This is a genomic window from Micromonospora sp. NPDC049049, assembly GCF_040649115.1.
Taxonomy (GTDB): Bacteria; Actinomycetota; Actinomycetes; order Mycobacteriales; family Micromonosporaceae; genus Micromonospora.
In genome coordinates this window covers 86,516-110,517 of sequence record NZ_JBEZEX010000024.1, presented here as the reverse complement: position 1 = coordinate 110,517, position 24,002 = coordinate 86,516, and the positions used below count along the sequence as shown (strand labels likewise).

The 24,002-nt window shown below is 71.7% G+C and carries 19 protein-coding genes; 6 read left to right on the top strand and 13 right to left on the bottom strand.

Annotation, left to right across the window (positions count from 1 at the left end; translation table 11 throughout):
- Nucleotides 1–559: 559 nt before the first annotated feature.
- Nucleotides 560–1,360 (bottom strand): MBL fold metallo-hydrolase, encoded by an 801-nt coding sequence (locus tag AB0B68_RS23345; RefSeq protein ID WP_357262662.1) that lies wholly within the window; start codon nt 1,358–1,360, stop codon nt 560–562.
- Between the two features lie 137 nt (nt 1,361–1,497).
- On the opposite strand from AB0B68_RS23345, the gene AB0B68_RS23340 reads away from it, so the two are divergent.
- Nucleotides 1,498–2,715: an NADP-dependent isocitrate dehydrogenase gene (locus AB0B68_RS23340; RefSeq protein ID WP_355010184.1), complete on the top strand. Its 1,218-nt coding sequence runs from the start codon at nt 1,498–1,500 to the stop codon at nt 2,713–2,715.
- 332 nt (nt 2,716–3,047) lie between these two features.
- On the opposite strand, the gene galT is transcribed toward AB0B68_RS23340, so the two are convergent.
- The 4 genes from galT to AB0B68_RS23320 all read right to left on the bottom strand — a co-directional run bounded on the left by galT (nt 3,048) and on the right by AB0B68_RS23320 (nt 8,189).
- Nucleotides 3,048–4,124: a galactose-1-phosphate uridylyltransferase gene (gene galT / locus AB0B68_RS23335; RefSeq protein ID WP_357207886.1), complete on the bottom strand. Its 1,077-nt coding sequence runs from the start codon at nt 4,122–4,124 to the stop codon at nt 3,048–3,050.
- Entirely contained in the window at nt 4,121–4,945 is an 825-nt protein-coding gene (locus AB0B68_RS23330) for a DeoR/GlpR family DNA-binding transcription regulator (protein WP_357207882.1), read from the bottom strand. The genes galT and AB0B68_RS23330 overlap by 4 nt, the downstream gene beginning before the upstream one ends.
- A 111-nt stretch (nt 4,946–5,056) precedes the next feature.
- Nucleotides 5,057–6,586 carry an adenylyl-sulfate kinase gene (cysC, locus tag AB0B68_RS23325; RefSeq protein WP_357262659.1) on the bottom strand — a complete coding sequence of 510 codons (1,530 nt, stop codon included), beginning with the start codon at nt 6,584–6,586 and terminating at the stop codon, nt 5,057–5,059.
- 88 nt (nt 6,587–6,674) lie between these two features.
- Nucleotides 6,675–8,189, bottom strand: a complete 1,515-nt coding sequence (locus tag AB0B68_RS23320) for a glycosyltransferase (RefSeq protein ID WP_357262656.1) — start codon at nt 8,187–8,189, stop codon at nt 6,675–6,677.
- 239 nt (nt 8,190–8,428) lie between these two features.
- Between AB0B68_RS23320 and AB0B68_RS23315 the strand changes: the two genes are divergently transcribed.
- The 5 genes from AB0B68_RS23315 to AB0B68_RS23295 all read left to right on the top strand — a co-directional run bounded on the left by AB0B68_RS23315 (nt 8,429) and on the right by AB0B68_RS23295 (nt 12,602).
- Nucleotides 8,429–9,343: an ABC transporter ATP-binding protein gene (locus AB0B68_RS23315; RefSeq protein WP_238681676.1), complete on the top strand. Its 915-nt coding sequence runs from the start codon at nt 8,429–8,431 to the stop codon at nt 9,341–9,343.
- Nucleotides 9,336–10,241 (top strand): ABC transporter permease, encoded by a 906-nt coding sequence (locus tag AB0B68_RS23310; protein ID WP_357207863.1) that lies wholly within the window; start codon nt 9,336–9,338, stop codon nt 10,239–10,241. The genes AB0B68_RS23315 and AB0B68_RS23310 overlap by 8 nt, the downstream gene beginning before the upstream one ends.
- Entirely contained in the window at nt 10,241–11,152 is a 912-nt protein-coding gene (locus tag AB0B68_RS23305) for an ABC transporter ATP-binding protein (protein ID WP_357207860.1), read from the top strand. The genes AB0B68_RS23310 and AB0B68_RS23305 overlap by 1 nt, the downstream gene beginning before the upstream one ends.
- Before the next feature lies 1 nt (nt 11,153).
- The gene (locus AB0B68_RS23300; protein ID WP_355010177.1) at nt 11,154–11,864 is read left to right on the top strand and encodes an ABC transporter permease; all 711 of its coding nucleotides are present in this window, start codon (nt 11,154–11,156) and stop codon (nt 11,862–11,864) included.
- Nucleotides 11,865–11,957: 93 nt separating this feature from the next.
- Nucleotides 11,958–12,602: a hypothetical protein gene (locus AB0B68_RS23295; RefSeq protein WP_355010176.1), complete on the top strand. Its 645-nt coding sequence runs from the start codon at nt 11,958–11,960 to the stop codon at nt 12,600–12,602.
- Nucleotides 12,603–12,645: 43 nt separating this feature from the next.
- Here the strand turns inward: AB0B68_RS23295 and valS are convergent, their stop codons facing one another.
- The 8 genes from valS to AB0B68_RS23255 all read right to left on the bottom strand — a co-directional run bounded on the left by valS (nt 12,646) and on the right by AB0B68_RS23255 (nt 23,910).
- The gene (valS, locus tag AB0B68_RS23290) at nt 12,646–15,210 is read right to left on the bottom strand and encodes a valine--tRNA ligase (RefSeq protein WP_357262653.1); all 2,565 of its coding nucleotides are present in this window, start codon (nt 15,208–15,210) and stop codon (nt 12,646–12,648) included.
- Between the two features lie 91 nt (nt 15,211–15,301).
- Nucleotides 15,302–17,182, bottom strand: coding sequence for an ABC transporter ATP-binding protein (locus AB0B68_RS23285; protein ID WP_357201668.1), 1,881 nt, complete (start codon nt 17,180–17,182; stop codon nt 15,302–15,304).
- Complete coding sequence (locus AB0B68_RS23280) at nt 17,179–19,035, bottom strand: ABC transporter ATP-binding protein (protein ID WP_357262650.1); 1,857 nt, start codon at nt 19,033–19,035, stop codon at nt 17,179–17,181. The genes AB0B68_RS23285 and AB0B68_RS23280 overlap by 4 nt, the downstream gene beginning before the upstream one ends.
- 37 nt (nt 19,036–19,072) lie before the next feature.
- Complete coding sequence (locus AB0B68_RS23275) at nt 19,073–19,582, bottom strand: methylated-DNA--[protein]-cysteine S-methyltransferase (RefSeq protein WP_355010172.1); 510 nt, start codon at nt 19,580–19,582, stop codon at nt 19,073–19,075.
- Nucleotides 19,579–21,063, bottom strand: coding sequence for an AlkA N-terminal domain-containing protein (locus AB0B68_RS23270; protein WP_357262647.1), 1,485 nt, complete (start codon nt 21,061–21,063; stop codon nt 19,579–19,581). Before AB0B68_RS23270 ends, AB0B68_RS23275 begins: the two co-directional genes overlap by 4 nt.
- 78 nt (nt 21,064–21,141) lie before the next feature.
- Complete coding sequence (locus AB0B68_RS23265; protein ID WP_357262644.1) at nt 21,142–22,602, bottom strand: FAD-dependent oxidoreductase; 1,461 nt, start codon at nt 22,600–22,602, stop codon at nt 21,142–21,144.
- A 283-nt stretch (nt 22,603–22,885) separates the two neighbouring features.
- On the bottom strand, nt 22,886–23,404 hold the full coding sequence (locus AB0B68_RS23260) for a hypothetical protein (protein WP_357262641.1): 519 nt from the start codon (nt 23,402–23,404) through the stop codon (nt 22,886–22,888).
- Complete coding sequence (locus AB0B68_RS23255) at nt 23,401–23,910, bottom strand: SigE family RNA polymerase sigma factor (protein ID WP_112583752.1); 510 nt, start codon at nt 23,908–23,910, stop codon at nt 23,401–23,403. The genes AB0B68_RS23260 and AB0B68_RS23255 overlap by 4 nt, the downstream gene beginning before the upstream one ends.
- Between the last annotated feature and the right edge of the window lie 92 nt (nt 23,911–24,002).

Sequence of the window (24,002 nt, the reverse complement as noted above, 5' to 3'; positions counted from 1 at the left end):
CCCGTGCTGCTCGGTGCCGGCAAGGGCCTGTTCGGCCGCGCCGACCGCGACAAGCACCGGCAAAAGCCGGCGCGCCCTTCGCCGTCCACCCCACCGAGCCCAGTCCACCCCACCGAGCCCAGTCCCACCCCAACCAACCCCGGGTCCGGCTGCGCTTGATCAAGAGGTTTGCGTCAGGAATCGCGCCCGTGGTGACGCAAACCTCTTGATCAACGAGGAGGGGGCGGCGGTGGCGAACGCCGCGGCCAGGCGGGTGGGGTGGGGCGGACGTCGGGTGCGGCGCACGCAACTTCGGGGATGTTGCTGCCTTGCGGGCACTGGAGGCAGCACCTTCGCTGTTGTTGCGCGGATCTTGAGTCGAGATCGTGCTCGATCCTCGTTGTAGTGGTCTCCCGGGGCTCGCGTCACCCCTCGATCCAGGATCGAGGGCCCTGCTCGACCGCTCCGATGGGTGACCCCTGCGCGGCACCCCGTCGATCATGAAGTTGTTGCCCTCCGGCTCGGCGTGTCGTGGCAATAACTTCATGATCAATCGGGCGTGAGGGGGCGCGGCGGGTGATCAGGAAGGGCTGGTGAAGGGGGTTCCGAGGTGGGGGGTGGCCAGGACGGTGGGGGAGTGGGTGCGCAGGGCGGTCAGCCGGGAGGTGCGGGCGAGTTCCGGGTCTTCCTCGTGGGCGTACGCCAGCTCGGGGTCGACGAGTTGCACCATGTGCACCAGCAGGTCCCCGGTGAACAGCATCCGTTCGTCGGCCGAGGTCAGGAGCACCGACTGGTGACCGGGCGTGTGACCGGGGGTGGGCAGCAGACGTACCGCTGGGGTGAGGGCGGTCTCGCCGTCGACCACCCGGAGCTGGCCGGCGGCGCGCAGGGGCGCGATGAGGCCAGCCGGCAGCCCGGGGTTGAGCGTCTCCGCCGCGTCGATCTCGGCGCGCTGGACCAGGTAGCTCGCGTTCGGGAAGTACGGCTGCCCCGGCGTGCCGGTGACCGCCCAGCCGATATGGTCGCTGTGTAGGTGGGTCAGGACGACAGTGTCGACATCGGCGGGGTCGATGCCTGCCGCAGCCAACTCGGCGGGCATCCGCCCCGGCACTGGCGCCCAGCTCGCGGCGGGTGCGTCGGCTGGGCCGATCCCGGCGTCGACGAGCGTGACCGGCCCGTCTCCGGCGCGGATCGCGAAGCTGCGGAACGGCAGCCACCATTGCCCGTCGGCGGTCACCGAGCCGGGGTCGCGCCGGTCGGCCTCCGCCCAGTGCGCCGCTGTGGCCTGCGGAAACGCCTCCGCGCGGGGCTGGAAGAAGGCACCCTCACCGTCGGTGAGCGCGGTGACCGTGATAGACCCGAGTGTGCGGCTCAGTGGCATCGGACGATGATTCCAGGGCATTCCTGTTCCGCGCAGCCCGGTTTCGCCGGCCGGTCGAGGCCGGCTGGGGGCTGTCCGCCCAATTGCAGTACGCTCGTACTGCTTGAGCACGTGTCCCCCGAGAGGAGCGCCGGCCGATGGCGAAGATCAAGGTAAACAACCCGGTCGTAGAACTCGACGGCGACGAGATGACCCGGATCATCTGGAAGCAGATCCGGGAGCAGCTGATCCTGCCCTACCTCGACGTCGACCTGCACTACTACGACCTGTCGATCCAGCACCGCGACGAGACCGACGACCAGGTCACGATCGACGCCGCCAACGCCATCAAGGAGCACGGCGTCGGCGTCAAGTGCGCGACCATCACCCCGGACGAGGCCCGGGTCGAGGAGTTCGGCCTGAAGAAGATGTGGCGGTCGCCCAACGGCACCATCCGCAACATCCTCGGCGGCGTCGTCTTCCGTGAGCCGATCATCATGTCCAACGTGCCGCGGCTGGTCCCCGGCTGGACCAAGCCGATCATCATCGGCCGGCACGCCCACGGTGACCAGTACAAGGCCACCGACTTCGTCGTCCCCGGCCCGGGCACGGTGACCATCACCTACACCCCGGCCGACGGCGGCGCGCCGATGGAGATGGAGGTCGCCAACTTCCCCGGCGGCGGCATCGCCATGGGCATGTACAACTACGACGAGTCGATCCGGGACTTCGCCCGGGCGTCGTTCCGGTACGGACTGGACCGCAACTACCCGGTCTACCTGTCCACCAAGAACACCATTCTCAAGGCGTACGACGGTCGGTTCAAGGACCTCTTCGCCGAGGTGTTCGAGGCCGAGTTCAAGGACGAGTTCGCCGCCGCCGGCATCACCTACGAGCACCGGCTGATCGACGACATGGTCGCCGCCGCGCTCAAGTGGGAGGGCGGCTACGTCTGGGCCTGCAAGAACTACGACGGTGACGTGCAGTCCGACACCGTCGCGCAGGGCTTCGGCTCGCTGGGTCTGATGACCTCCGTCCTGCTCTCCCCGGACGGTCGTACCGTCGAGGCCGAGGCCGCCCACGGCACTGTCACCCGGCACTACCGGCAGTACCAGAAGGGTGAGAAGACGTCGACCAACCCGATCGCGTCGATCTACGCCTGGACCCGGGGCCTGGCCCACCGGGGCAAGCTGGACGGCACCCCGGCGGTCACCGAGTTCGCCAACACCCTGGAGCAGGTCATCGTCGACACCGTCGAAGGCGGCCAGATGACCAAGGACCTCTCGCTGCTCATCTCGCGGGACGCCCCGTGGCTGACCACCGACGAGTTCATGAACGCGCTCGACGAGAACCTGGCCCGCAAGATCGCTGCCTGATCCAGGCGTACCGCGTCATCGGAGCCCGCCGGCGTCCCAGCCGGCGGGCTTCGGCGTGTCCAGCGTTGCCGCGCCGGTCGGCGTCACTGCCCCCGGCGCGCCTCGTTGACCAGGATGGACGAGATGCCAGTCGCGTCCAGGAAGGTTGACCACGGTCGACCCGCGGCACCCGTGCGCCGATCAGCCAGCCTTCCCGGCTGTGCCGTGCACAGCCAGCCGTCCCTTCCCTGCGGGGGGCCCTGTCCCGGGCCCCCCGCGCCCTGTTTCCCGCCAAGCCAACGCCGAACAGCACAGCGCCGAACAGCACAGCGCCGAGCTGCGCCGCGCCGCGCTCAGGCGGCGCGCAGCAGGTCGGCGGCGCGTTCCGGAGCGATGTCGTTGATGAAGACGCCCATCCCGGATTCGGAGCCCGCCAGGTATTTCAGCTTGTCCTTGGCCCGCCGGATGCTGAACAGCTGCAGGTGCAGGTGGCCCAGCTCGCGGTCGACCCGTACGGGAGCCTGGTGCCAGGCCGAGATGTACGGCATCGGGATGTCGAACAGGCCGTCGAAGCGACGAAGTAGATCCAGGTAGAGCGGCCCGAAGGCTTCCCGCTCGCTGTCGCTGAGCGCCGGGATGTCGGGCACCACGCGGTGCGGCGCGACGTGCACCTCGAACGGCCAGCGGGCTGCCGCCGGGACGAACGCCGTCCAGTGTTCGTTCTCGGTGACCACCCGGTCACCGGTGGCGCGCTCGGCGGCCAGCACGTCCGCGTACAGGTTGCCCCCGCCGGTTCGCTCGGCGTGCCGGCGTGCCGCGGCCAGCAGCGCGCGGGTGCGCGGCGTCACGAAGGGGTACGCGTAGATCTGGCCGTGCGGATGGTGCAGCGTGACGCCGATTTCAACGCCCCGGTTCTCGAAGCAGAAGATCTGCTCGACGCCGGGCAGTGCGCCGAGCACCTCGGTGCGGTCGGCGAGGGCGTCCAGCACGGTGCGGACCCGGCGCGGGGGCAGGCTGGCGAAGGAGGCGTTGTGGTCCGACGTGAAGCAGACCACCTCGCACCGGCCGAGGCCCGGCCGGACCGGTGTGAACGGGGTGATCTCGCCGGGCTCCTCGGCCACCCGACCGCTCAGCGACGGGAACCGGTTCTCGAAGACCACCACGTCGTAGTCGGGTGCGGGGATCTCGGTCAGCCGGTCGCCCACCGACGGGTCGAGAGGGCACTCGTTCGCCGGCGGGAGGAAGGTGCGGGTCTGCCGGTGCACGGCGACCGCCACCCACTCGTCGGTCAACGGGTCGTAGCGCAGCTGCGACGCGGGGGGAGGCGGCGGCAGGTCCCGGCGGTCCGGCTGGTCGCGGACCGCGTCGTCGCGCTCGTCGAAGTAGATCAGCTCCCGGCCGTCGGCCAGGTCGATCGCGGTGCGCTTCACGGCGCCGTCCCCTCAGTTGTCGGCGTGCGCGTCACGCGGCCCGCCCCTGTCGCCTTGACCATGATCAGTTCGCCCACCTGTTCGCCGAGTACCCGCCGTGCGGGTGGAGGCAACCGGTCGTCGCTGACCAGTACGTGGGCCGCCGTCAACCCGACGATCGAGGAGATGCCGACGGTGCCCCACTTGGTGTGGTCGGCGAGCACCACCAGCTGGTCCGCCGCCGCCACGAGCGCCCGATCGGTCTCCGCCTCCATCAGGTTCGGTGTGGTGAAGCCGGCCCGCTCGGTGATGCCGTGGACGCCCAGGAAGAGTAGATCCAGGTGCAGTGAGCGGACGGCCCCGACCGCGAGCGGACCGACCAGCGCGTCCGACGGTGTGCGTACGCCGCCGGTGAGCACCACCGTCTGGTCCGGGCGGCCACCGGCGTGCATGATCTCGGCCACCGGCAGCGAGTTGGTCACCACTGTCAGCTCGGGCACGTCCAGCAGCCGGCGGGCCAGTTCGGCGGTGGTGGTGCCGGCGGAGAGCGCGACCGCCGCTCCCGGCCGGACCAGTTGGGCCGCCCGGTCGGCGATGGCGGCCTTCTCCGGCAGTTGGCGGACCGACTTGGCGCGGAAGCCCGGCTCGTCGGTCGAGCTTGGCCCGGTCGTGGTGGCGCCGCCGTGCACCTTGGCCAGCAGGCCGCGCTCGTGCAGCGCGTCGAGGTCACGCCGGATGGTCATGTCGGAGACGCCGAACTCGCCTGCCAACTCGCTGACCCGGACGCCGCCGGTCGTGCGCACCCGCTCCAGGATGGCCGCCTGCCGCTGCTGAGCGAGCATCAGCCATGCCTCCCCGAGCGTCCACGTACCTCACGCGGTCAAACGTGTTCCAACAAAGATGAACACTAGCGCGTGCCGCTCAGCGGTGAAAGAAACGGGTACGGCGGTGCCTCAGGCGGTGGCGATCTTCAGCTCCACCCAGCCGGTCTCGGTCAGATGATGCAGCACGGCCTGCACCGCGTCCGCCACGCTCAGGTCGGTGGTGTCGAGCACCAGATCGGCGTCGGTCGGCTCCTCGTACGGGTCGTCGATGCCCGTCATCCCGGTGAGCAGGCCAGCCCGCGCCCGCGCGTACAGGCCCTTGCGGTCCCGCTGCTCGCACACCTCCAGCGGAGTGGCCACGTGCACCAGCACGAAACCCGATCCGGCGGCGAGAGCCATCTCCCGGGCGGTGGCCCGAGCAGCCGCGTACGGGGCGATCGGACAGCAGATGCCCACCCCACGGTGTCGGGCGATCTCGGCGGCCACCCAGCCGATCCGCCGGACGTTGAGATCACGGTCGGTCTTGCTGAAGCCCAGCCCGGCGGAGAGTTCCCGACGCACCACGTCCCCGTCGAGCAGGGTCACAGTGCGGTCGCCGCTCTCCCGTAACGCGTCCGCCAACCCTCGGGCGATCGTCGACTTGCCCGAGCCGGAGAGACCGGTCAGGAAGACCACCAGCCCTCGCTGCCGACGCGGCGGCCGGGCCCGGGCCAACTCCCGCGCCACGGCGGGCGGCGTGTGCCACTCCGGTAGCGGGAAGCCCCGGTCGAGCAGGTCGTCGATCTCCGGCTGGGTCAGCGCGAGCCGGCGGTTGCGCGGCGGGATGTCCTCCCGCCAACGCCACTGCCCGTCGCGGTTGTCGTAGGCGAGTTCGCGCGGCACCAGCACCCGCAGCCCGGCGCCGGAGAGCATCTCCCCGGTGGAGAGCAGGTGGGTGACCCCGTACGCGGCCGAGACCCGGGCGCGCAGCAACGCGTCGCTGATCTCCTCGCGTCGGTGCGACAGTGGCACCGCGATCAGGGTGGCGGGCGGCATCCGGTCCCGCGCGGCGAAGATCGAACGGACCAGCGCCTCCGGTGGGAGCCCGTCTGCGCCACCCTCGCCGACCGGGATCATCACGAGCAGATGAGCGGCCAGGGTGCGGGCGGCGTGAGCGATCTGGGCGAGCTGTGGACGATGCAGCGGCCGATCGGCGATCACACCGAGCACCCGGCCCGGGGGCAGCAGCGCACGGACCTCCTCCGGGTTGCGCCTCAGTCGCTGGAACGGACCGTGCCCGCCGTCGCCCAGCCGTCGAACCTGGCCGCCCACTCCCGACACGCCGTCGCGGACCGGCCAGACGTCGGCCACGTCCAGGGCGGCCGCCGGGGCGCCCTCCCCGTCGGTCAGCACGAGCGCCCGCCGGGCCGGGTCGCGCGGATCGAAGCTCTGCGCCAGGGCGGCCGGCACCTGGAGAACGACCGCGACCTGCCACGGTGTGCCGTCCGCCAGCCGGGAGCGTCGGCTGACCGAGACCAGGTCGGCGCGGGTCATGAAGCCGGTCAGCGGGGCGTACGCGCCGGTCAGCAGCAGCTCCAGATCCGCGAGCTCACCGGGACGTGGCGTGTACGCCGGTGCGTCACGCAGCACCTCGTCGGGCAGCACCCAGCCGTTGCTCATCCACACCCCCCACTCGCTGACCGGCACACAGTTTCGCAGCCGACCGCCCATCGGTCGAGGGCGCCACTCCAAGACCCACGCGGGCGGATCAGCGCTTGATCCGCCGGCCTACCGCCGACCGCAGCCGGTTCCACACCTTCCGCTGGTCGCGGATCCGGGGTCGCGAGCCGTCGGCCCGGCAGATGAACACCAGCGGCAGTCGCGCGTCCTCGGTCCATCCCACGTTCGTGATCCGGGCCTTGAGCTGCCAGCTGCCTCTGGTCCGGCCCCCGTTGAGGGCGGCGAAGTCGATCGTGGCGGTGGCCCGGTGCACCAGGTGGACGGTGTCCGCTCCGGTCGTACCGGTGATCCGCTCGGTCTGGAAGGTGTTCGGAAGAAAGATCTCGGCACCGGTCTCCCGGTGGCGGGCCACCAGGTCCAGGCGGGCCTTGCGCACCTGCGCGGTGGCGTCGAGCACCTCGGGGGCGATCTCGTCCATCGGGAGCACCAGCACGTCGCGGCCATCGTCGGTGCGGAAGCCGACCGGCTGGTTCTCCGAGCGCAGCTCGGCGGCGAGGGTCACCGTGACGGCGTGGTCCGCGCGCTGGAGTTCGTCGATCGTGCCGTGCGCGGCGATGCCCGCCTCCCAGCGGGCCAGCTTGCGCAGGTCCGCGACGCGGCCCCGCTCCGCCAGGTATGCCACGGCCCGCAGCAGGGGTGGCAACCCGGCGGCGACACCAGGGGCGAAGCGGTCCTGGATGATCTTCTGGGTCTCCAGCGCGACCTGCTCCAGCCACGCCTCGTCGGCCTCCAGCAGCCGCTTGCCGCGCAGTCGGCTGATCATCTCGTTGCGCAGCCAGCGCCGGTGCAACCGGTCCCGCAGCGGACCGGGCTCGGTGTGCGCGTCGACGATGTCCAGCGCCTCCCGCACGGCCCGGTAGTAGCTCGACGGCTCCAGCCGGCCCGCGGTGACGTTGCGCGCGTCGGTCCGGTGGACGTGGTGGTAGCAGACGTAGTCGGACAGCACCGAGGTGTGCCGGCTCAGGAAGTAGGCCCGCACGACCATCGCGTGGTCCTCCAGCCGACGCTTTCCGCCCTCCGGAAACCGCAGGTCGTGCTCGTTGAGGAAGGCGCGCCGGAACAGCTTGTGACAGGTCAGGCTGTCGATCAGGGGCGCGTTCGCCAGGGTGGCGTCGAAGCGGTTCTTGCGGAACAGCTCCCGCGGCACCGGGCGTCCGTACCCGGCCATCTTCCCCACCACGATGTCGGCGTCGTTGGCCTTCGCGCAGGCGTAGAGCCGCTCCAGTGCCTCGTCGGCGAACCAGTCGTCGTCGTCGGCGAAGAAGACGTACTCGCCGCGGGCGTGTTCGACGCCGAGGTTGCGCGGACGCGACGGCCAGCCGGAGTTCTCGATGTGCAGCACCCTGATGTGTGGGTGCTCGGCGGCCAGCTGGTCCAGGCGCTCCGCGGTGTCGTCGGTCGAGCCGTCGTCGACGAAGACGGCTTCGAACTCGTCGGCGGGCAGTGACTGGCGCAGCAGCGAGGCAGCGAGCTTCTCGATGTGTCGGCCGCTGTTGTACGCCGGCACCACGACGCTCACCTTGGGGACGCCCACCTCGGCCATCAGGATTCCTCCCGCGTCGTCGGTCGATCACCGGGCGGGTCGATGCCTGGTGAACGGGAGGTGAATGGTGTCACCCTGGACGGGTCTTTCCCAAGGCGGGGTCGGGTCGAACGCGGGACCGGCGCAAACGCCGTGGGAGCCGCGGCGGGGGACCTTAGGGGTCCGGCGGGAAAAGGATCAGGGGAGTGCCGGGGGCGTGCCGGTGTCCCTGCTGGGCATCGACTCCCTACGCTGAGCCCGTGACACTGATCGCGACCCAGTCGCTCACCAAGACGTACGGAGGTCGGGTCACCGCGTTGGCCGACCTCACCGTCGCCGTCGAGCCCGGGATCATCGGCCTGGTGGGCGCGAACGGCGCCGGCAAATCCACGTTGATCAAGATTCTGCTCGGCCTGATCGCACCAACCAGCGGTCAGGTCTCGGTGCTCGGCATCGACCCGACCGCAGATCCGGCGGCTGTCCGCAGCCGCGTCGGCTACATGCCGGAACACGACTGCCTCCCACCGGACCTGTCCGCCGCCGAGCTGGTCACCCACCTCGGCCGGATGAGCGGCCTTCCCCGCACCGCGGCTCGCGAGCGGGCCTCGGAGGCGCTGCGGCACGTGGGGCTCTACGAGGAGCGCTACCGCCCGGTCGGTGGCTACTCGACCGGCATGAAGCAGCGCGTCAAGCTGGCCCAGGCGCTGGTGCACGACCCCGACCTGCTGTTGCTGGACGAACCGACCAACGGCCTGGACCCTGCCGGCCGCGACGCCATGCTGGCCCTGGTGCACCGGATCGGCACCGAGTTCGGCATCTCCGTGCTGGTCTGTTCGCATCTGCTCGGGGAGGTGGAGCGGATCTGCGACACGCTGATCGCCATCGACGGCGGCCGGTTGCTGCGCGCTGACAACATCTCCGCGATGACCACTGCCACTGACGTGCTCGCCGTGGAGGTCAGCGAGGGCACCGAGGAACTCGCCGCCCGACTCGCCGAGCTGAAACTGCCGGTCGCCCGGGACGGGCGACTGCTCCTCGTGCCGCTCGCCGACGACGGCACCTACGACCTGATCCTCGGTGCGGTCGCCGAACTGGACCTGCCACTGCACCGACTGGACCAGCGCCGGCACCGGGTGGCCGAACTCTTCGCCACGAGGGAGCTCACACATGCCTGAGCCGTCCACCGCCGCCGTGCGCTCCACGCCGACCGGCGTCATCCACGACATCGGTTACCAACGCTACGAGGGCCCGAGGCTCGGCCGCCGGCAGGTCTTCGGCGCGCTCTACGGGCACGGTCTGCGCACCGCGTTCGGTCTCGGCCGCAGCGCCAAGGCCAAGATCTTCCCGTGGCTGGTGGTCGGCATCGTCACCCTGGTCGCGGTGGCCCTGGCCGCAATACGCAGCCAGATCGGCGAGCCGGTGGCCACGTACGCCCAGTTCGCCGACGCGATGAGCTGGCTGGTCATCTTCTTCGTCGCTGTCGTCGCTCCGGAGCTGGTCTCCCGGGATCTGCGCAGCGGCGTGCTGCCGCTGTACTTCTCCCGGCCGCTGCCGCGCACCGACTACGCGTTGGCCAAGTTGCTGGCGCTGGTCACTGCCCTCTGGCTGCTGCTCGGCGGGCCGCAGCTGCTGATGTTCCTGGGTGCCGCGTTCACCACCAAGCAGGGCATGCGCGGGGTGTGGAACGAGCTGCTCGACCTGCTCCCCGGGCTGCTCTACGCCGGGCTGTGGGCGGTGGTCTTCGCCTCGGTCGGTCTGCTGGTCGCGTCGCTGACCGGTAAGCGTGCCTTCGCCGCCGGCGGCGTGGTCGCGGTCTTCCTGATGACCACCCCGATCGTGGGCGTGCTGAGCATCCTGCCGTCGCGTGCCGCCAACGAGCTGGCCGGGCTCGCCTCACCCTCCACGCTGGTCCAGGGGGTGGGCATCTGGTCCCTGGGTGACCTGCTGGTCGAGGGCGATCCGGGCGAGATGATGATCGGCGGGTTCGGCCCGGTCTACGCCCTGGCCGCGGTGCTGCTGGTCGCCGGCGCGACCGCCCTCCTGCTGGCCCGCTACCGGAAGGTCGCCTCCTGATGAGCACGCTGAGCCTGACCGGGGTGTCCCGGTGGTACGGCAACGTGGTCGCTGTCAACGACATCAGCATGTCCCTCGGCCCGGGCGTGACCGGGCTGCTCGGCCCGAACGGCGCTGGCAAGACCACGCTGCTGCACATGATGGCCGGGTTCCTCTCCCCGTCGCGCGGCACCGTCACCCTCGACGACGAGCCGACCTGGCGCAACCCCGACGTCTACCGGCGGCTGGGGCTGGTCAGCGAGCGGGAGGCGGTGCAGGGTTTCCTCACCGCCTACGAGTTCGTGTTGGCCAGCGCGAAGCTGCACCGGCTGCCCGATCCGGCGGCCGCGGCCCGACGGGCCATCGATCTGGTGGAGCTGGAGTCGGCGCAGGACCGCCGGATCGGCACGTACTCCAAGGGCATGCGCCAGCGCGCCCGGGTGGCCGCCGCGTTGGTGCACGATCCGCAGGTGCTGCTGCTCGACGAGCCGTTCAACGGCATGGACCCGCGCCAGCGGCTGCACATGATGCAGCTGCTGCACACCCTGGGTGACGCTGGCCGGACGATCCTGTTCAGCTCGCACATCCTGGAGGAGGTCGAACAGGTCTCCGGGACGGTGCAGGTGATGGTTGCCGGCCGGTTGGCCGCCTCCGGCGACTTCCGGACCATCCGCCGGTTGATGACCAACCGCCCGCACGTCTTCGCGGTGCGCTCCACCGACGACCGGGCGCTGGCCGTCGCGCTGATCGCCGAGGCGTCGGTGAGTGGGGTCGAGTTGGACCCGACCGGGTTGACCGTCCGGGCCGGTGACTACGGCGCGTTCACCCGGGCGCTGCCCCGGATCGCGCTGAACAAGGGCATCCGGGTACGCCAGCTGGTGCCGTCCGACGAGTCCCTGGAGAGCGTCTTCTCCTACCTGGTGGAGGCCTGACATGTCGACAGTTACCTGGATCACCGCGCGCGGGTTGTTCGGCCGCCGTCGGTTCCTGCTGCTGCTACCGCTGCCGTTGGTGCTGCTCGGGCTGGCCGTGCTCTGCCGGTCGCTGGGGGTGGACCCGGGCCAGTGGGGGCCGCCGGTGCTGGTCGGTCTCGGGCTGGCCGTGGTGCTGCCGGTGGTCGCGCTGATCATCGGCACCGGCGTGCTGGGCGCCGAGATCGACGACGGCACCGTGGTGCACATCCTGACCAAGCCGCTGCCGCGCTGGCAGATCGTGCTGCCGAAGCTCGCGGTGGCCGCCGGGGTCACTGCCGTCACAGTGGCGGTGCCGCTCTACGTCGCGGGTGTGCTCGCCGATTCGGTACGCCTCGGACTGGCGCTGGCGGTCTCGGCGGCGCTCGGCGCGCTGGCGTACTCGGCGTTGTTCCTCGCGCTCAGCCTGGTCACCAGGCGGCCGGTGCTGCTCGGGTTGGTCTACGTGCTGATCTGGGAGGGGCTGCTGGGCAATTTCGTCAGCGGCACCAAGGTGCTCTCCATCCAGCAGTACGTGATCGCCCTCGCCGACCGGATCGCCCCCACCGGGCTGCTGGAGACCAGCGTGTCGGTGCCGGTGGCGTCGGTGATGACCGCGCTGGTCAGCGTCGGCTTCACAGTGCTCGCCATCGACCGCCTGCGCTCGTTCAGCGTGGCCGGCGAGACGAGCTGACAACGGTGCGAGCCGCTGTTCCGGCCAGCCCCCGCGCGGCGGTAGGGCTGGCCGGATGGACCGGTCAGGCCACCTCCGGCCAGGCTGGTGGGCGTGAGCGTCGAAGCGGAGCGGACGTCGTTGGCTGAGCCGTACTCCCGGAGCAGCCGGCCGTGGCTGACCAGCCTGGCCGTCGCCGGGCTGGCCTGTGCCACGGTCGCCACGGCGGCTCAGGGGAGCGGCCAGTTCCACTGGTGGGCGGTCTTCATCCTGATCCCGGCCGCGTTGATCGCGGCCAGCGGTGGGCCGTTGCTGGTTCGCGGCGGCGGCCGGGCCTTCGCCGGGTACATGCTCGCCTGCGTCGGCACGATCGTCTTCGCGGTCGGCGCGCTGCTGATGTTCGGCGTGATGGGGCGAGGCTGGCCACTCCTGGTGGTGCTGCCCTGCCTGGCGGTCGCCGGCACCTACTGGTGGCGGGCGGCCCACCCGCTCGCCCGCGGCCTGCACCGGGCGGTGGCCCTGCTCGCGCTGACCGGCGCGCTGCTCGGCCTGACCCTGCAACTGATCCGGGTGGATCTGATCCACCTGAAGACCGGTTGGTGGGGCGCTTTCCTGATGTTGGCCGGGGCCATCGTGCTGGGCAACGCGGGGGAGCTGACCCGGCACCGGATGCCGTACCGCCTCCAGGCGATCACCCTGCTGGTGGGGCCCGCCGTGATCGCGTTCCTGCTCGGGCTGCGCTTTCTGCGCGGCTGGTGACGCACCGGTCCGCCGCCCGCTCGGGCGGCGGCGGACCGGCAGGTCAGAAGGCGCAGGCGATGACCAACTCCGGGGTACGGTCCGGGAGCAGGTCGAGTTTGCCGATCCGGCCCGCCGCCCGTAGGTCGTCGGCGACCAGCGTGAGCTGCTCCAGCAGCGCCGCCGGGCCGAGCGCCTCCGCCAACGGCACCTCCGCCTTCATCGACAGCTTCCGCTCGGATTTGGCCCGTCGCACCTGGCTCAACGCGTCACCGGCGAGCCGCAGCAGCGCCGGGTCACCCGAGCCCTCGATCGTCCGGGTCACCTCGTAGGTGGTGGGCCACGGCGCCTGGTGCACCGAGCCGTACCGCCACCACGACCAGACCTCCTCGGTCACGTACGGCAGCACCGGGGCGAACAATCGCAGCTGCACCGACAGCGCCGAGGCCAGCGCCGCCCGTGCGGAGTCCGCCGCCGGGCCGGTGCCGTAGGCCCGCTCCTTGACCAGCTCGATGTAGTCGTCACAGAACCGCCAGAAGAACGCCTCGGTGACCTGAAGGGCCGCCGTGTGGTCGTACGAGTCGAAGGCGGTGCCGGCGGCGGTGACCACGGTGGCCAGTTCGGCGAGCATGGCCCGGTCCAGTGGTGCGGTCGTCGGGGCGCGCAACGCGTCGGCGGCGCCCAGCCCGAGCGCGAACTTGGACGCGTTGAGCAGTTTGGTGGCCAGTCGCCGGCCGACCTTGATCTGCGCCGGGTCGAAGGCCAGGTCCATGCCGGGCTTGCCGCTGGCCGCCCAGTAGCGCACCGCGTCGGAGCCGTGCTGCTCCAGCAGCGCCAGCGGGGTGACCACGTTGCCCTTGGCCTTGGACATCTTCTTGTGGTCCGGGTCGAGGATCCAGCCCGAGAGCACGGTGTCCCGCCAGGGCAGCACCCCGTGCTCGAAGTGTGAGCGGACCACCGTGTCGAAGAGCCAGGTCCGGATGATCTCCTGCCCCTGCGGGCGGAGGTCCATCGGGAAGACCCGGGCGAACAGGTCCGGGTCGGTCTCCCAGCCACCGATGATCTGCGGGGTCACCGAGGACGTGGCCCAGGTGTCCAGAACGTCCGGGTCGCCGATGAAGCCGCCCGGTCGGCCGCGTTGCGACTCGTCGTAACCGGGCGCCGGATCGCTCGACGGGTCGACCGGCAGCGCGGACTCGTCCGGCGTGAGAGGGTGGGACCAGTCCGGCTCGCCAGTGTCGTCGAGCCGGTACCACACCGGCACCGGCACGCCGAAGAAGCGTTGACGGCTGACCAGCCAGTCCCCGTTGAGGCCGCCCACCCAGTTGTCGTAGCGGTGTTTCATGTGCGCCGGCACCCAGTGCAGCTGCTCGCCCCTGCCCAGCAGCGTGGCTCGCAGCGCCGCGTCCCGGCCGCCGTTGCGCAGATACCACTGTCGAGTCGACACGATCTCCAGTGGCCGGTCGCCGCGTTCGTAGAACTTGACCGGGTGGGTGATCGGACGCGGCTCGCCGATCAGGTCACCGGCGTCGGCGAGCATCCCGACGATCTCCCGACGGGCGGCGTTGACGGTCTGCCCGGCCAGCGCCGCGTACGGCTGGGCCGGCACCCCGTGCGGCGGCTCGGGGAGCAACCGACCGTCCCGGCCGATCACCACCCGGGTGTCCAGCCCCAGCTCACGCCACCAGGTCACGTCGGTCAGGTCACCGAACGTGCAGACCATCGCGACACCGGTGCCCTTGCCGGGTTCGGCGAGGGGATGGGCGTACACCGGCACGTCGACGTCGAACAGCGGACTGCGCACGGTGGTGCCCACCAGGTCGGCGTACCGCTCGTCGTCGGGGTGGCAGACCAGCGCCACGCAGGCCGGTAGCAGCTCCGGCCGGGTGGTGTCGATGAGCACCTCCCGCCCGTCGGCCGCGGTGAACCGCAGCCGGTGGTAGGCGCCGGGGCGTTCCCGGTCCTCCAACTCGGCCTGGGCGACAGCGGTGGCGAAGCCGACATCCCACAGGGTCGGCGCCTCCGACTGGTACGCCTCGCCGCGGCGCAGGTTGCGGACGAACGCCCGTTGGCTGGTGGTCCGGGCGATCCGACCGATGGTCGTGTACGTCAGGGACCAGTCCACCGACAGCCCGAGCCGTCGCCACAGCGCCTCGAAGGCCTGCTCGTCGGTGACCGTCAACCGTTCGCACAGCTCGATGAAGTTGCGCCGGGAGATCGGGGTGGGGTCGCGGCGGGCCGCGTCGTCGACCGGAGCCGCCGGTGGCCGCCACACCGGGTCGTACGGCAGCGCCGGATCGCAGCGCACCCCGTACACGTTCTGCGCCCGACGCTCGGTGGGCAGGCCGTTGTCGTCCCAGCCCATCGGGTAGAAGACGGCCTTGCCGCGCATCCGCTGGTACCGCGCGGTGGTGTCGGTGTGCGTGTACGAGAAGACGTGCCCCATGTGCAACTCGCCCGATACGGTCGGCGGTGGGGTGTCGATCGAGAACACGTCGCTCCGCTGCTTCGAGCGGTCGAACGCGTACGTGCCTTCCTCCTGCCAGCGGCGTGCCCAGCTCTCCTCGAGCCCGTCCAGGGTCGGACGCTCGGGAACGCCGGCGCGGGCCGTCCTCGCCGTATCGGTCATCCTGCGATCGTAGGCACCTACCGGCTGCGGGGCGACGGAGTTGCGACCGAACACACCGGCCGGCGGTCGTGGCCTCGGTGGGGCGGCCCGGTCAGATCAGCGAGTCACGCCACTGGCGGTGCAGGGCGGCGTACCGGCCGTCGGCCTCGGCGAGCACGGCCGGCGGGCCGTCCTCGACGACCCTTCCGCCGTCGAGGACGAGCACCCGGTCAGCGGTCTCCACTGTGGACAGACGGTGTGCGATCACCAGTGCGGTGCGGTCGCGCAGGATGGTGCCGAGTGCCCGCTGCACCAGACGTTCCGTCGGCACGTCCAGCGACGACGTCGCCTCGTCCAGGATCAGCACTGTCGGGTCGGCCAGGAACGCGCGGGCGAACGCGACCAGCTGCCGCTGGCCGGCGGAGAGCCGGCCGCCGCGCCGGTGCACCTGAGTGGCGTACCCCTCGGGTAGTGCGGCGATGAAGTCGTGCGCCCCGATCGCCCGCGCGGCGGCCTGGACGGCGGCGTCGTCGGCCCCCGGGCGACCGAACCTGATGTTCTCCGCGACGGTCCCGCTGAACAGGTGGTTCTCCTGCGTCACCAGCACCACCGCGCGGCGCAGGTCGGCGTCGCGTACGTCACGCAGGTCGACCCCGTCCAGCCGTACCGTGCCGGTGTCGGGGTCGTGGAACCGGGCGACCAACTTGGCGATCGTAGACTTGCCCGCCCCGGTGGGGCCGATCAGCGCCACGGTCTGCCCGGCCGGAACTATCAGCTCCAGCCGGCAGAGAATCGGGGTGTCGGCCCGGTAGCCAAAGCCGACCGAGCAAAAGATCAACTCGCCGCGGCCGGGACCGGTCGGCAGCGGTGTGGGCCGGGCCGGTTCGGCGACGGCCGGTCGTTCGTCGAGCACCCCGGCCAGCTTCTCAAGTGCGGCGGTGGCCGACTGCAACGAGTTGTAGAACTGGCTCAGCTCCTGCATCGGCTCGAAGAAGCGGCGTAGGTAGAGCAGGAACGCGGCGAGCACACCGATCTCGGTCTGTCCGCCGAGCACCCGCCATCCGCCGTAGCAGAGCACCGCCGCCACTGTGACGTTGCCGATCAGCTTGATCGCTGGCGAGTACGTGGCGATCAGCCGGAACGCGTGCAGGCTGCTCCGCCGGTAGTCGTCGCCGAGCGCCACGAAGATCCGTTGGTTGCGAGGCTCCCGGCGGAACGCCTGCACCGCCCGGATGCCCCGCATCGACTCGACGAAGTGCACGATGACCAGCGCGACCGCGTCCCGGGTCCGTCGGTACGCGCTGGCCGACGACCGGGCGAACCAGCGGGAGAGCCAGAACAGGAAAGGGAAGGCGAGCAGCGTCACGGCCGCCAGCGGCAGGTCCAGCCACAGCAGGATGGCGGCCACCGACAGGATGGAGAGCCCGGCCAGCACCAGGCTGTCGATCCCACCGTCGACCAGCTCCGCGATGGAGTCCAGGTCACTGGTGAGCCGGGAGACCATCCGGCCGGACGTGTACCGCTCGTGGAAGCCCACCGACAGCCGCAGGAAGTGCCCGAACACCCGCTGCCGCAGGTCGAGCAGGACGGCCTGGCCGATCCGGGCGGAGATGGTGAGGAAACCGCGGCGGGCCGCGTACTCGGTCACCGCGGCCACCGCGAACGCCCCGGCGACGGTAACCAGCGGGCTGGCCTCGCCGGCGCGCAACGGCGGGATGGCCCGGTCGATGCCGATCATGACCAGGTACGGGCCGGCCATCGCGGCGGCGTTCTGGGCCAGCAGCAGGGCGACCGCCGCGGCGAGACGCCGCCGATGCGGGCGGAGCAGGTCGCCCAGCAGGGTTCGGCTGAGCCGGCGTAGCCGGGCCACCGCCTCGGGGCTGGTGTCCTCAGCTCGACTGCGGTCGGCCTCCGGGTCGGTGGCGGTTCCGCGCCAGCGGTTGAGCTCGGGCTCCTCCTCGGGAGGTGGGTCGGCCTGCTCCGGCACCCTCACGAGCGCACCAGCCCCCACCCGTCCGAAGGCGACGAACTCGGGCCGCTGGCCCCGGCCGGAGGTGGCTGCCCGGCGGGCGGCTCGGCGGCGAGCAGCGCCCGGTACGCCGGGACGGTGGCCAGCAGGTCGGAGTGCCGGCCGGTCGCCGTGATCCGTCCGTCCTCCAGCAGGGCGACCCGGTCGGCCAGCGCGATCGTCGACGGCCGGTGCACCACCAGCAGCGCGGTGCTGTCGCGCAGAACCCGCCGCAGCGCCGCTTCGACCAGGGCCTCGGTGTGCACGTCGAGAGCGGAGAGCGGATCGTCCAGCACCAGCACCGCCGGGTGTCCGAGCACGGCCCGTGCCAACGCGAGCCGTTGCCGTTGCCCGCCGGAGAGGGACAACCCCTGCTCGCCCACCCGGGTCGCCAACCCCCAGGGCAGGTCGTACGCGAAGTCGGCCTGGGCCAGCGCGAGGGCCGCGCGGATCTCGTCGTCGTCGGCGTCCGGGCGGCCCAGGGTGAGGTTCTCCCGCACCGACATGGAGAAGAGCGTCGGCTCCTCGAACGCCACGCCGACCAGCCGACGCAGCGAGGCCAGCCGCAGCTCGCGCAGGTCGTGCCCGTCCAGGGTGATCCGGCCGGTGGTCACGTCGTGCAGCCGGGGCACCAGGGAGAGCAGCGTGCTCTTGCCGGAGCCGGTGGCGCCGACCAGTGCCAGCGTCTCGCCCGGCTCGATGGTCAGGTCGATCTCGCGCAGCACCCCGGTGGTGGCACCCGGATAGCTGAACGCGACCCGCTCGAAGCGCAACCGACCGTGCACCGCGTTGCGCGGCAACGCGACAGCGTCGGCGGAATCCACTATCTCCGGTGGAGTGTCCAGCACCTCCTGGATGCGGTCGGCGGCGGTGGCCGCCTCCTGGCCGTTGGCGATGATCCAGCCCAGTGACTGCACCGGCCAGATGAGCATCAGTTGGAGGCTGACGAACGCGACCAGCTCGCCGATGGTGAGCGCGCCGTGCGCGGCGGCGGCCGCCCCGGCCGCCAGCACCACGCCCAGGGTCACGTTGGGTACCAGGTCGAGCAGCGCCGAGGTGTTCGCCAGTAGCCGCCCCTTGCCGACGCCCGTGTCGTGCAGCCGCCGGGCCGCACCGGCGAAGCGAGCGGCCAGCTCGGGCCCCCGCCCGTACGCCTTCATGGTGCGCAGGCCCTGTGCGGTCTCCTCGACCAGCGTCGCCACGTCGCCCTGCTGGTCCTGCATCCGGCGGGACGCGGCGTGGTAGTGCCGGCCGAACCGGCGACTGATCAGCAGCAGCGGCACCGCGCTGGCCGCGACCAGCACCCCGAGCGCCGCGTGCAGGTTGATCAGCAGCACCACCACGACCACGTACGTGGTCAGGTTGAGCACCAGGAAGAAGACGCCGAAGGAGAGGAACCGGCGGATCACCGACAGGTCGCTGGTGATCCGGGAGAGCAACTGGCCGGACTGCCAGCGGTCGTGGAAGCTGGTCGGCAGCCGTTGCAGGTGGGCGTAGACGTCGGCGCGCAGCGCCGCCTCCATGCCCACCGCCGAGGACGACTGGACCCACCGGCGGATGAAGATGAGCACCGCCTCGACCACGCCGAGCAGCAGGGCCAGGCCGCCGAGCTGGAGCAGCCCGGCCGGTTCGTGTCGGGCCACCGGCCCGTCCACGACCCGCTGCACGACCAGCGGTACGGCGATCCCGGCCGCGGTGCCGGCGAGACCCGCGACGAGCAGCCAGGCGAACTCGGCGGCGTACGGGCGCAGGTAGGGGCGAAGCCGCCAGAGGTTGTGCACGGGGTGGGTGCCCGCGGCGCCCCGGGCGGCCGGGTCGCCGTCGCTCTCCACAGGCACTACCAGACGGTAGCGTCAATGAGTGTCGGTGCTCCTGTCAGCTTGTTGTCAAGCGTCGCTCATGACCGAGAAGCCACTTCTTCACGTCCAGCCCCCAGCGGTAGCCACCGAGCGTGCCGTCGGTGCGCAGAACCCGGTGGCAGGGCACGAAGAGGGCTGCCGCGTTCCGGGCGCAGGCAGCCGCAGCGGCTCGGACCGCCGGTGGTCGACCGGCCAGCGCGGCGTACCCGGTGTAGGTGACCGGGGTGCCCGGCGGGACCTCGCGCAGCACCTGCCAGGCGTGCGCCATGAACTCGCCACCGGTGCGTTGACGCACCGGCACCGTGTCGATGGCCGCGAGGTCACCGTCCAGGTAGGAGTGGACCGCCGCACTGACCGGGCCGAGGTCGGCCCGCTCCCGTAGCGGTGCCCGCAGGGCCGGATGGACCAGGGGCAGCAGCACCGCCGGGTCGGGGGTGAAGCCGGCCGCCCGTACGTCACCGTCAGGGCCGGCGAGGATGCTCAGTGGGCCGGCCGGTGTGCTCAGGACGGTGCTGTCGATGTTCATGCCGCTCTCCAGAGTCTGATCGTGGCGTAGGACCGCCAGGGACGCCAACGCTCGGCGTACCTGTCGAGGGTTTGTGGGGTGTCGGGCAGGCCGAGCGCCGCGGCGCCGCGCCGGACCGCGAGGTCGGAGCTGAGGAGGACGTCCGGGTCGCCGAAGGCGCGCATGGCCAGGTAGTTGGCGGTCCACGGGCCGATGCCGGGCAGCGCGAGCAGCCGCCGAACGGCCTCCTCCCGATCCACCCCTGCGGCGAGGTCGACGGATCCGTCCACCACGGCCCGAGCCAACCCCCGCAGAGCCTCCCGCCGCCCCACCGGCATCCCGAACGCCGGGTCCGGCAGGACCAACAGGTCCTCCGCGCTCAGGAACCCCCGCAGCTCATCGCGTTGATCATGAGGTTGACCTGGGATTCGATCTTCTTCGACCACGTCAACCTCATGTTCAACGCGAGCGTGGGTGGTGAGGAGGCGAGTGAGGGTTGTTCTTGCCGAGGTCACCGAGACCTGCTGGCCGATGATGGCGCGGACGGCCTGCTCAAAGCCGTCGACGGCACGGGGGACGCGGATGCCGGGTTCGGCGGTGATCGCCGGTGCCAGCGCCGGGTCGGCGGCCAGCGTGGCGTCGATGGCCGCCGGGTCCGCGTCCAGGTCGAGCAACCGGCGGCAGCGGGCCACCGCCGGCGCCAGGTCGCGCAGGTCGGCCAGCCGCAACGTCGCCGCCACGTGCCCGTCCGTCGGGGTCAGCGCCACCTGGCCGGTGCCGTGCGGCAACCGCAGACCCCGGTGGTACGTCCCGTCGCGGACCGCCTCCACGCCGGGCAACGCCCGCACCGCGAGGAAGTCCAGCAGCGCCCGGGCGTGCAGCGGCGGGCGGTACGCCAGCCGGAGCGAGATGGTCCCCGCCCCGGCCGGCGCCTGCTGGCGGCCACGGGCAGTGCGCAGGTCCGACGGTGCGCTCGCGTACACCTCGCGAAGCGTGTCGTTGAACTGCCGCACGCTGCCGAAGCCGGCGGCGAACGCGATCTCGGCCATCGCCAGGTCGGTCGTCTCGATCAGGATCCGGGCGGTCTGAGCGCGTTGGGCCCGGGCCAGCGCGAGCGGCCCGGCACCCATCTCGGCGCGCAGCATCCGGTGCAGGTGCCGCTCGGTGTAGCCCAGCCGGGAAGCCAACCCCGGTACGCCGTCCCGGTCGACGACCCCGTCGGCGATCAGCCGCATCGCCCGACCGACCACGTCCGCGCGGACGTCCCAGAGCGGTGAGCCGGGCGCGGCGTCCGGCCGGCAGCGGCGGCAGGCGCGCAGCCCGGCGCCCTGCGCGGCGGCGGCGGACGGGAAGAACCGGACGTTCTGCCGCTTGGGCGTGATCGCCGGGCAGGACGGCCGGCAGTAGATCCCGGTGGACGTCACACCGGTGTAGAACCAGCCGTCAAACCGCTGGTCACGGCTGTCGACGGCCCGGTAACACCGCTCGAAGTCCATCTCCATGTCACCGATGATGCCCCGCTCGGCCGGTCATCGGCTGGCGGGAATCGGACCTGGGTGTGCCGGTACGCGGCGAGCCGGTCAACGGGGGCGTCGACGCCGCCGGTGCGGCTGGCCCGATCGGCCCGCCTGGCCGGATGGGCTCGGCTGGCCGGATCGGCTCGACTGGCTCGACTGGCTCGACTGACTCGGCTGTGCGGCTCGGCTCGGCTGGGTGGCGCGGTGTGGCTGGCCGGTCAGCAGGGCCGATCGGAACACACCGTCCGGGTCGTACCGCTTCCACAGCCGCCGAACCCGGGCCCCGGTCTCGCCCGGGTAGATCCGGGCGAAGGCGGCCGGGTCCGGCCGGCTCTCGAAGTTGACGTACGCGCCGTCGGCGCGGGCTCCGGCGGCCCGCCAGGCGGCGTTCAACGCGGCGTCGGCCTGCGGCGGAAACACCGAGGCCACGATCAGCGTGTCCTGGTGGCGATGCGGGTACGCGGTCGCGTCGGAGGCGACGTCGTTGACAGCGCCGCCCAACGAGCGGAGCTGGATCACCGCCCGCCCCGGCCCGGTCACCGCCCGAGTCACGGCCCGCGCCCCGGCGTCGTCCAGCGAGGTGAACAGACCGTTCGTGGTCGTGCCACGCTGCTGCCCGACGTTGGGGTTGAGGTGCGCGGTCGGTACCAGCGTCGGGTAGGGCAGCAGGTCGGTCCGGTGTTCGAGCACCTTGCCGATGGCGAGCAGCGGCTCCACCGCCGGCCGGGCCCGGCGCAGGCTCTCGGCGGCGACCACCGCGGTGATGGACATGAGGACCGATCGACCCTCGGCGAACACCACGGCGGCCGCCGACAGCTCCCGTGGCGCCTGGGTGAGGTAGCTCGTCCACTCGCGGACGGTGCGGCCGTCCGGATGCGCCTCGACGACGAGCTGCGCGACACCGACGTTGCGCTGCTCGACCGCTGCGATCTCGAAGGCCACCACGATGCCCGCGCCGGCCCCGGCGCCGCGGACCAACCAGAACAGCTCCGGCTCGTGGTCGGCGTCCGCGCGTACCAGCGTTCCGTCCGCCAGCACCACCTCGACGGCGCGGACCCGGTCGATGGTGAGACCGTGGCCGCGGACCAGCCAGCCGACACCACCGCCGGTGGCCAGGCCGCCGACGCCGACGCCGCCGTAGTCACCCGAGCTGATCACCAGGCCGTACGGGGCCAGCGCCTTCGCCACGTTCGCCCAGCGGGCACCGGCCTCGACCCGGACCAGCCCGGCCCGCTCGTCGATCACCTGAACCCGGTTGAGCATGGACAGGTCGATGACGACCCCACCGTTGTTGGACGAGGCTCCGGAGAGGCCGTGCCCGCCGCTGCGGACCGCGATGGGCAGCCGCTGCTCCCGCGCGTAGCGCAGCGCGTCGACGACCTGCTCTGTGGTCTTCGGCAGCAGGACCGCGGCCGGTGACGCCGACCTGGTGTACGTCGAGCGCAGTTGCGCGTACCGGCGGTCGCCGGGCGTGACGATCTGCCCCCGGAGGGAGTCGGGCACCCGGGCCATGGCGGTGCTCATCGTCGCCCCCGCAGCTGGCGCCTCGGGCGTCCGGGATCGGTCATGGCCCAAGGATGAGCGGGCGTGCCGGCCTCGACAAATTCGGTGGCCGGTGCCCGCTGGTCATCGCGGGGCGTGACGCTCGCCGGGACCGCTGAATGGCGCGAGAGGGTGACCGGAATCTCGGACCGGTTCCCCCCGGCTCGGGAGGCCAGTGGCGTGACCGGCGCCACCGTGACCGGCGATGACAGTGGGACGGTCGGTCCGGCCGGCGCGAGGAAACCACCGACCGGACCGGTCCTGGTCAGCGCAACGGCGTCGGCGACACCGTCGGTCGGCCCGGCACACCGGGCGGGCCCGGCGGATTCGACGGGCTTGGTGAGGCGGTCGGTCCGGCCGGCACACCCGGTGCCCCCGGCTTGCCTGGTACGCCCGGCGTGGTCAACGGGGTCGGCGAGACCGTCGGCCGTTCCGGTACGCCGGGCGGGCCAGACGGATTCGCGTCCGCGCCACCGGGGCTCGGCTCGGCCGTCGGCCCCGCGGTGGGCGCGGACGGGGTTGGTACGGGTGGGCTGGGCACGGGCGCCGGACCGGCCGGACTGGGAACGGCCGGGGTAGGCCCGTCCGAGCCGGTCGCGGCGAGGGCGAGCGGAGTGGCGATCAGGATCGCCGCCAGGGTGCTCACCGCCCCCACTGCCACAGTGGCGCGACGTCTGTTGCGCACCCGCCGTTCCGCTCGGCTCAACTGGTCATGCACGATCGGTGCCTCCTCGGCCAGGTCGGTGAGGGTGGAGCGGATGAGGTGCTCGAAGGGTTCGGTCATCGCCGTACCTCCAGCATGTCGACGTCCGGCAGCAGGTCGCGCAGTCGCTTCACCGCTCGATGGGTACGGCTGCGCACGGTCCCCACCGAGCAGCCCAGCAACTCGGCCACCCGGGCTTCGGGGAGGTCCTCGTAGTAGCGCAGGACCACCACCGCCCGCTGCGTCGGTGGCAGGTGGCGCAGCGCGGCCCGCATCGCCAACCGCACGTCGGAGCCGCCGCTCGGGTCGCCGCCGACCGGTTCGTCCGCCGGGTTGAGCGGTGTCTCCCGCCACCGGCGAAGTCGCCGCCACCAGCTGATCTGCTCGCGGTACATCACCACGCGCAGGTAGCCCTCGGGGTCGGCGTGGCGAATGGTTCCCCACTTCGGGATGGTCCGCGCCAACGCCGACTGGAACAGGTCCTCGGCGGCGTTGCGGTCCCCGGTCAGCAGGTACGCGACCCGCATCAGCGCCGGAGTCCGGCTGCCGACGAACTCGGCCAGCCGCGCGCGCTCGTCCTCGTCCACCCACCACCCCCGTTTCGTTGTCACAGATACAGACGTCCCAGGTCATCGTCGCTATCCACGATCGGTGGGGTTTTTCGGCCCGAAAGTGTCGG

What these genes read in the sequence shown, in the direction of transcription:
- AB0B68_RS23345 (WP_357262662.1), bottom strand. Translation starts at nt 1,360, where the DNA reads ATGCCACTGAGCCGCACACTCGGGTCTATCACGGTCACCGCGCTCACC.
- AB0B68_RS23340 (WP_355010184.1), top strand. Translation starts at nt 1,498, where the DNA reads ATGGCGAAGATCAAGGTAAACAACCCGGTCGTAGAACTCGACGGCGAC.
- AB0B68_RS23330 (WP_357207882.1), bottom strand. Translation starts at nt 4,945, where the DNA reads ATGCTCGCTCAGCAGCGGCAGGCGGCCATCCTGGAGCGGGTGCGCACG.
- cysC (WP_357262659.1), bottom strand. Translation starts at nt 6,586, where the DNA reads ATGAGCAACGGCTGGGTGCTGCCCGACGAGGTGCTGCGTGACGCACCG.
- AB0B68_RS23320 (WP_357262656.1), bottom strand. Translation starts at nt 8,189, where the DNA reads ATGGCCGAGGTGGGCGTCCCCAAGGTGAGCGTCGTGGTGCCGGCGTAC.
- AB0B68_RS23310 (WP_357207863.1), top strand. Translation starts at nt 9,336, where the DNA reads ATGCCTGAGCCGTCCACCGCCGCCGTGCGCTCCACGCCGACCGGCGTC.
- AB0B68_RS23305 (WP_357207860.1), top strand. Translation starts at nt 10,241, where the DNA reads ATGAGCACGCTGAGCCTGACCGGGGTGTCCCGGTGGTACGGCAACGTG.
- AB0B68_RS23300 (WP_355010177.1), top strand. Translation starts at nt 11,154, where the DNA reads ATGTCGACAGTTACCTGGATCACCGCGCGCGGGTTGTTCGGCCGCCGT.
- valS (WP_357262653.1), bottom strand. Translation starts at nt 15,210, where the DNA reads ATGACCGATACGGCGAGGACGGCCCGCGCCGGCGTTCCCGAGCGTCCG.
- AB0B68_RS23275 (WP_355010172.1), bottom strand. Translation starts at nt 19,582, where the DNA reads ATGAACATCGACAGCACCGTCCTGAGCACACCGGCCGGCCCACTGAGC.
- AB0B68_RS23270 (WP_357262647.1), bottom strand. Translation starts at nt 21,063, where the DNA reads ATGGAGATGGACTTCGAGCGGTGTTACCGGGCCGTCGACAGCCGTGAC.
- AB0B68_RS23265 (WP_357262644.1), bottom strand. Translation starts at nt 22,602, where the DNA reads ATGAGCACCGCCATGGCCCGGGTGCCCGACTCCCTCCGGGGGCAGATC.
- AB0B68_RS23260 (WP_357262641.1), bottom strand. Translation starts at nt 23,404, where the DNA reads ATGACCGAACCCTTCGAGCACCTCATCCGCTCCACCCTCACCGACCTG.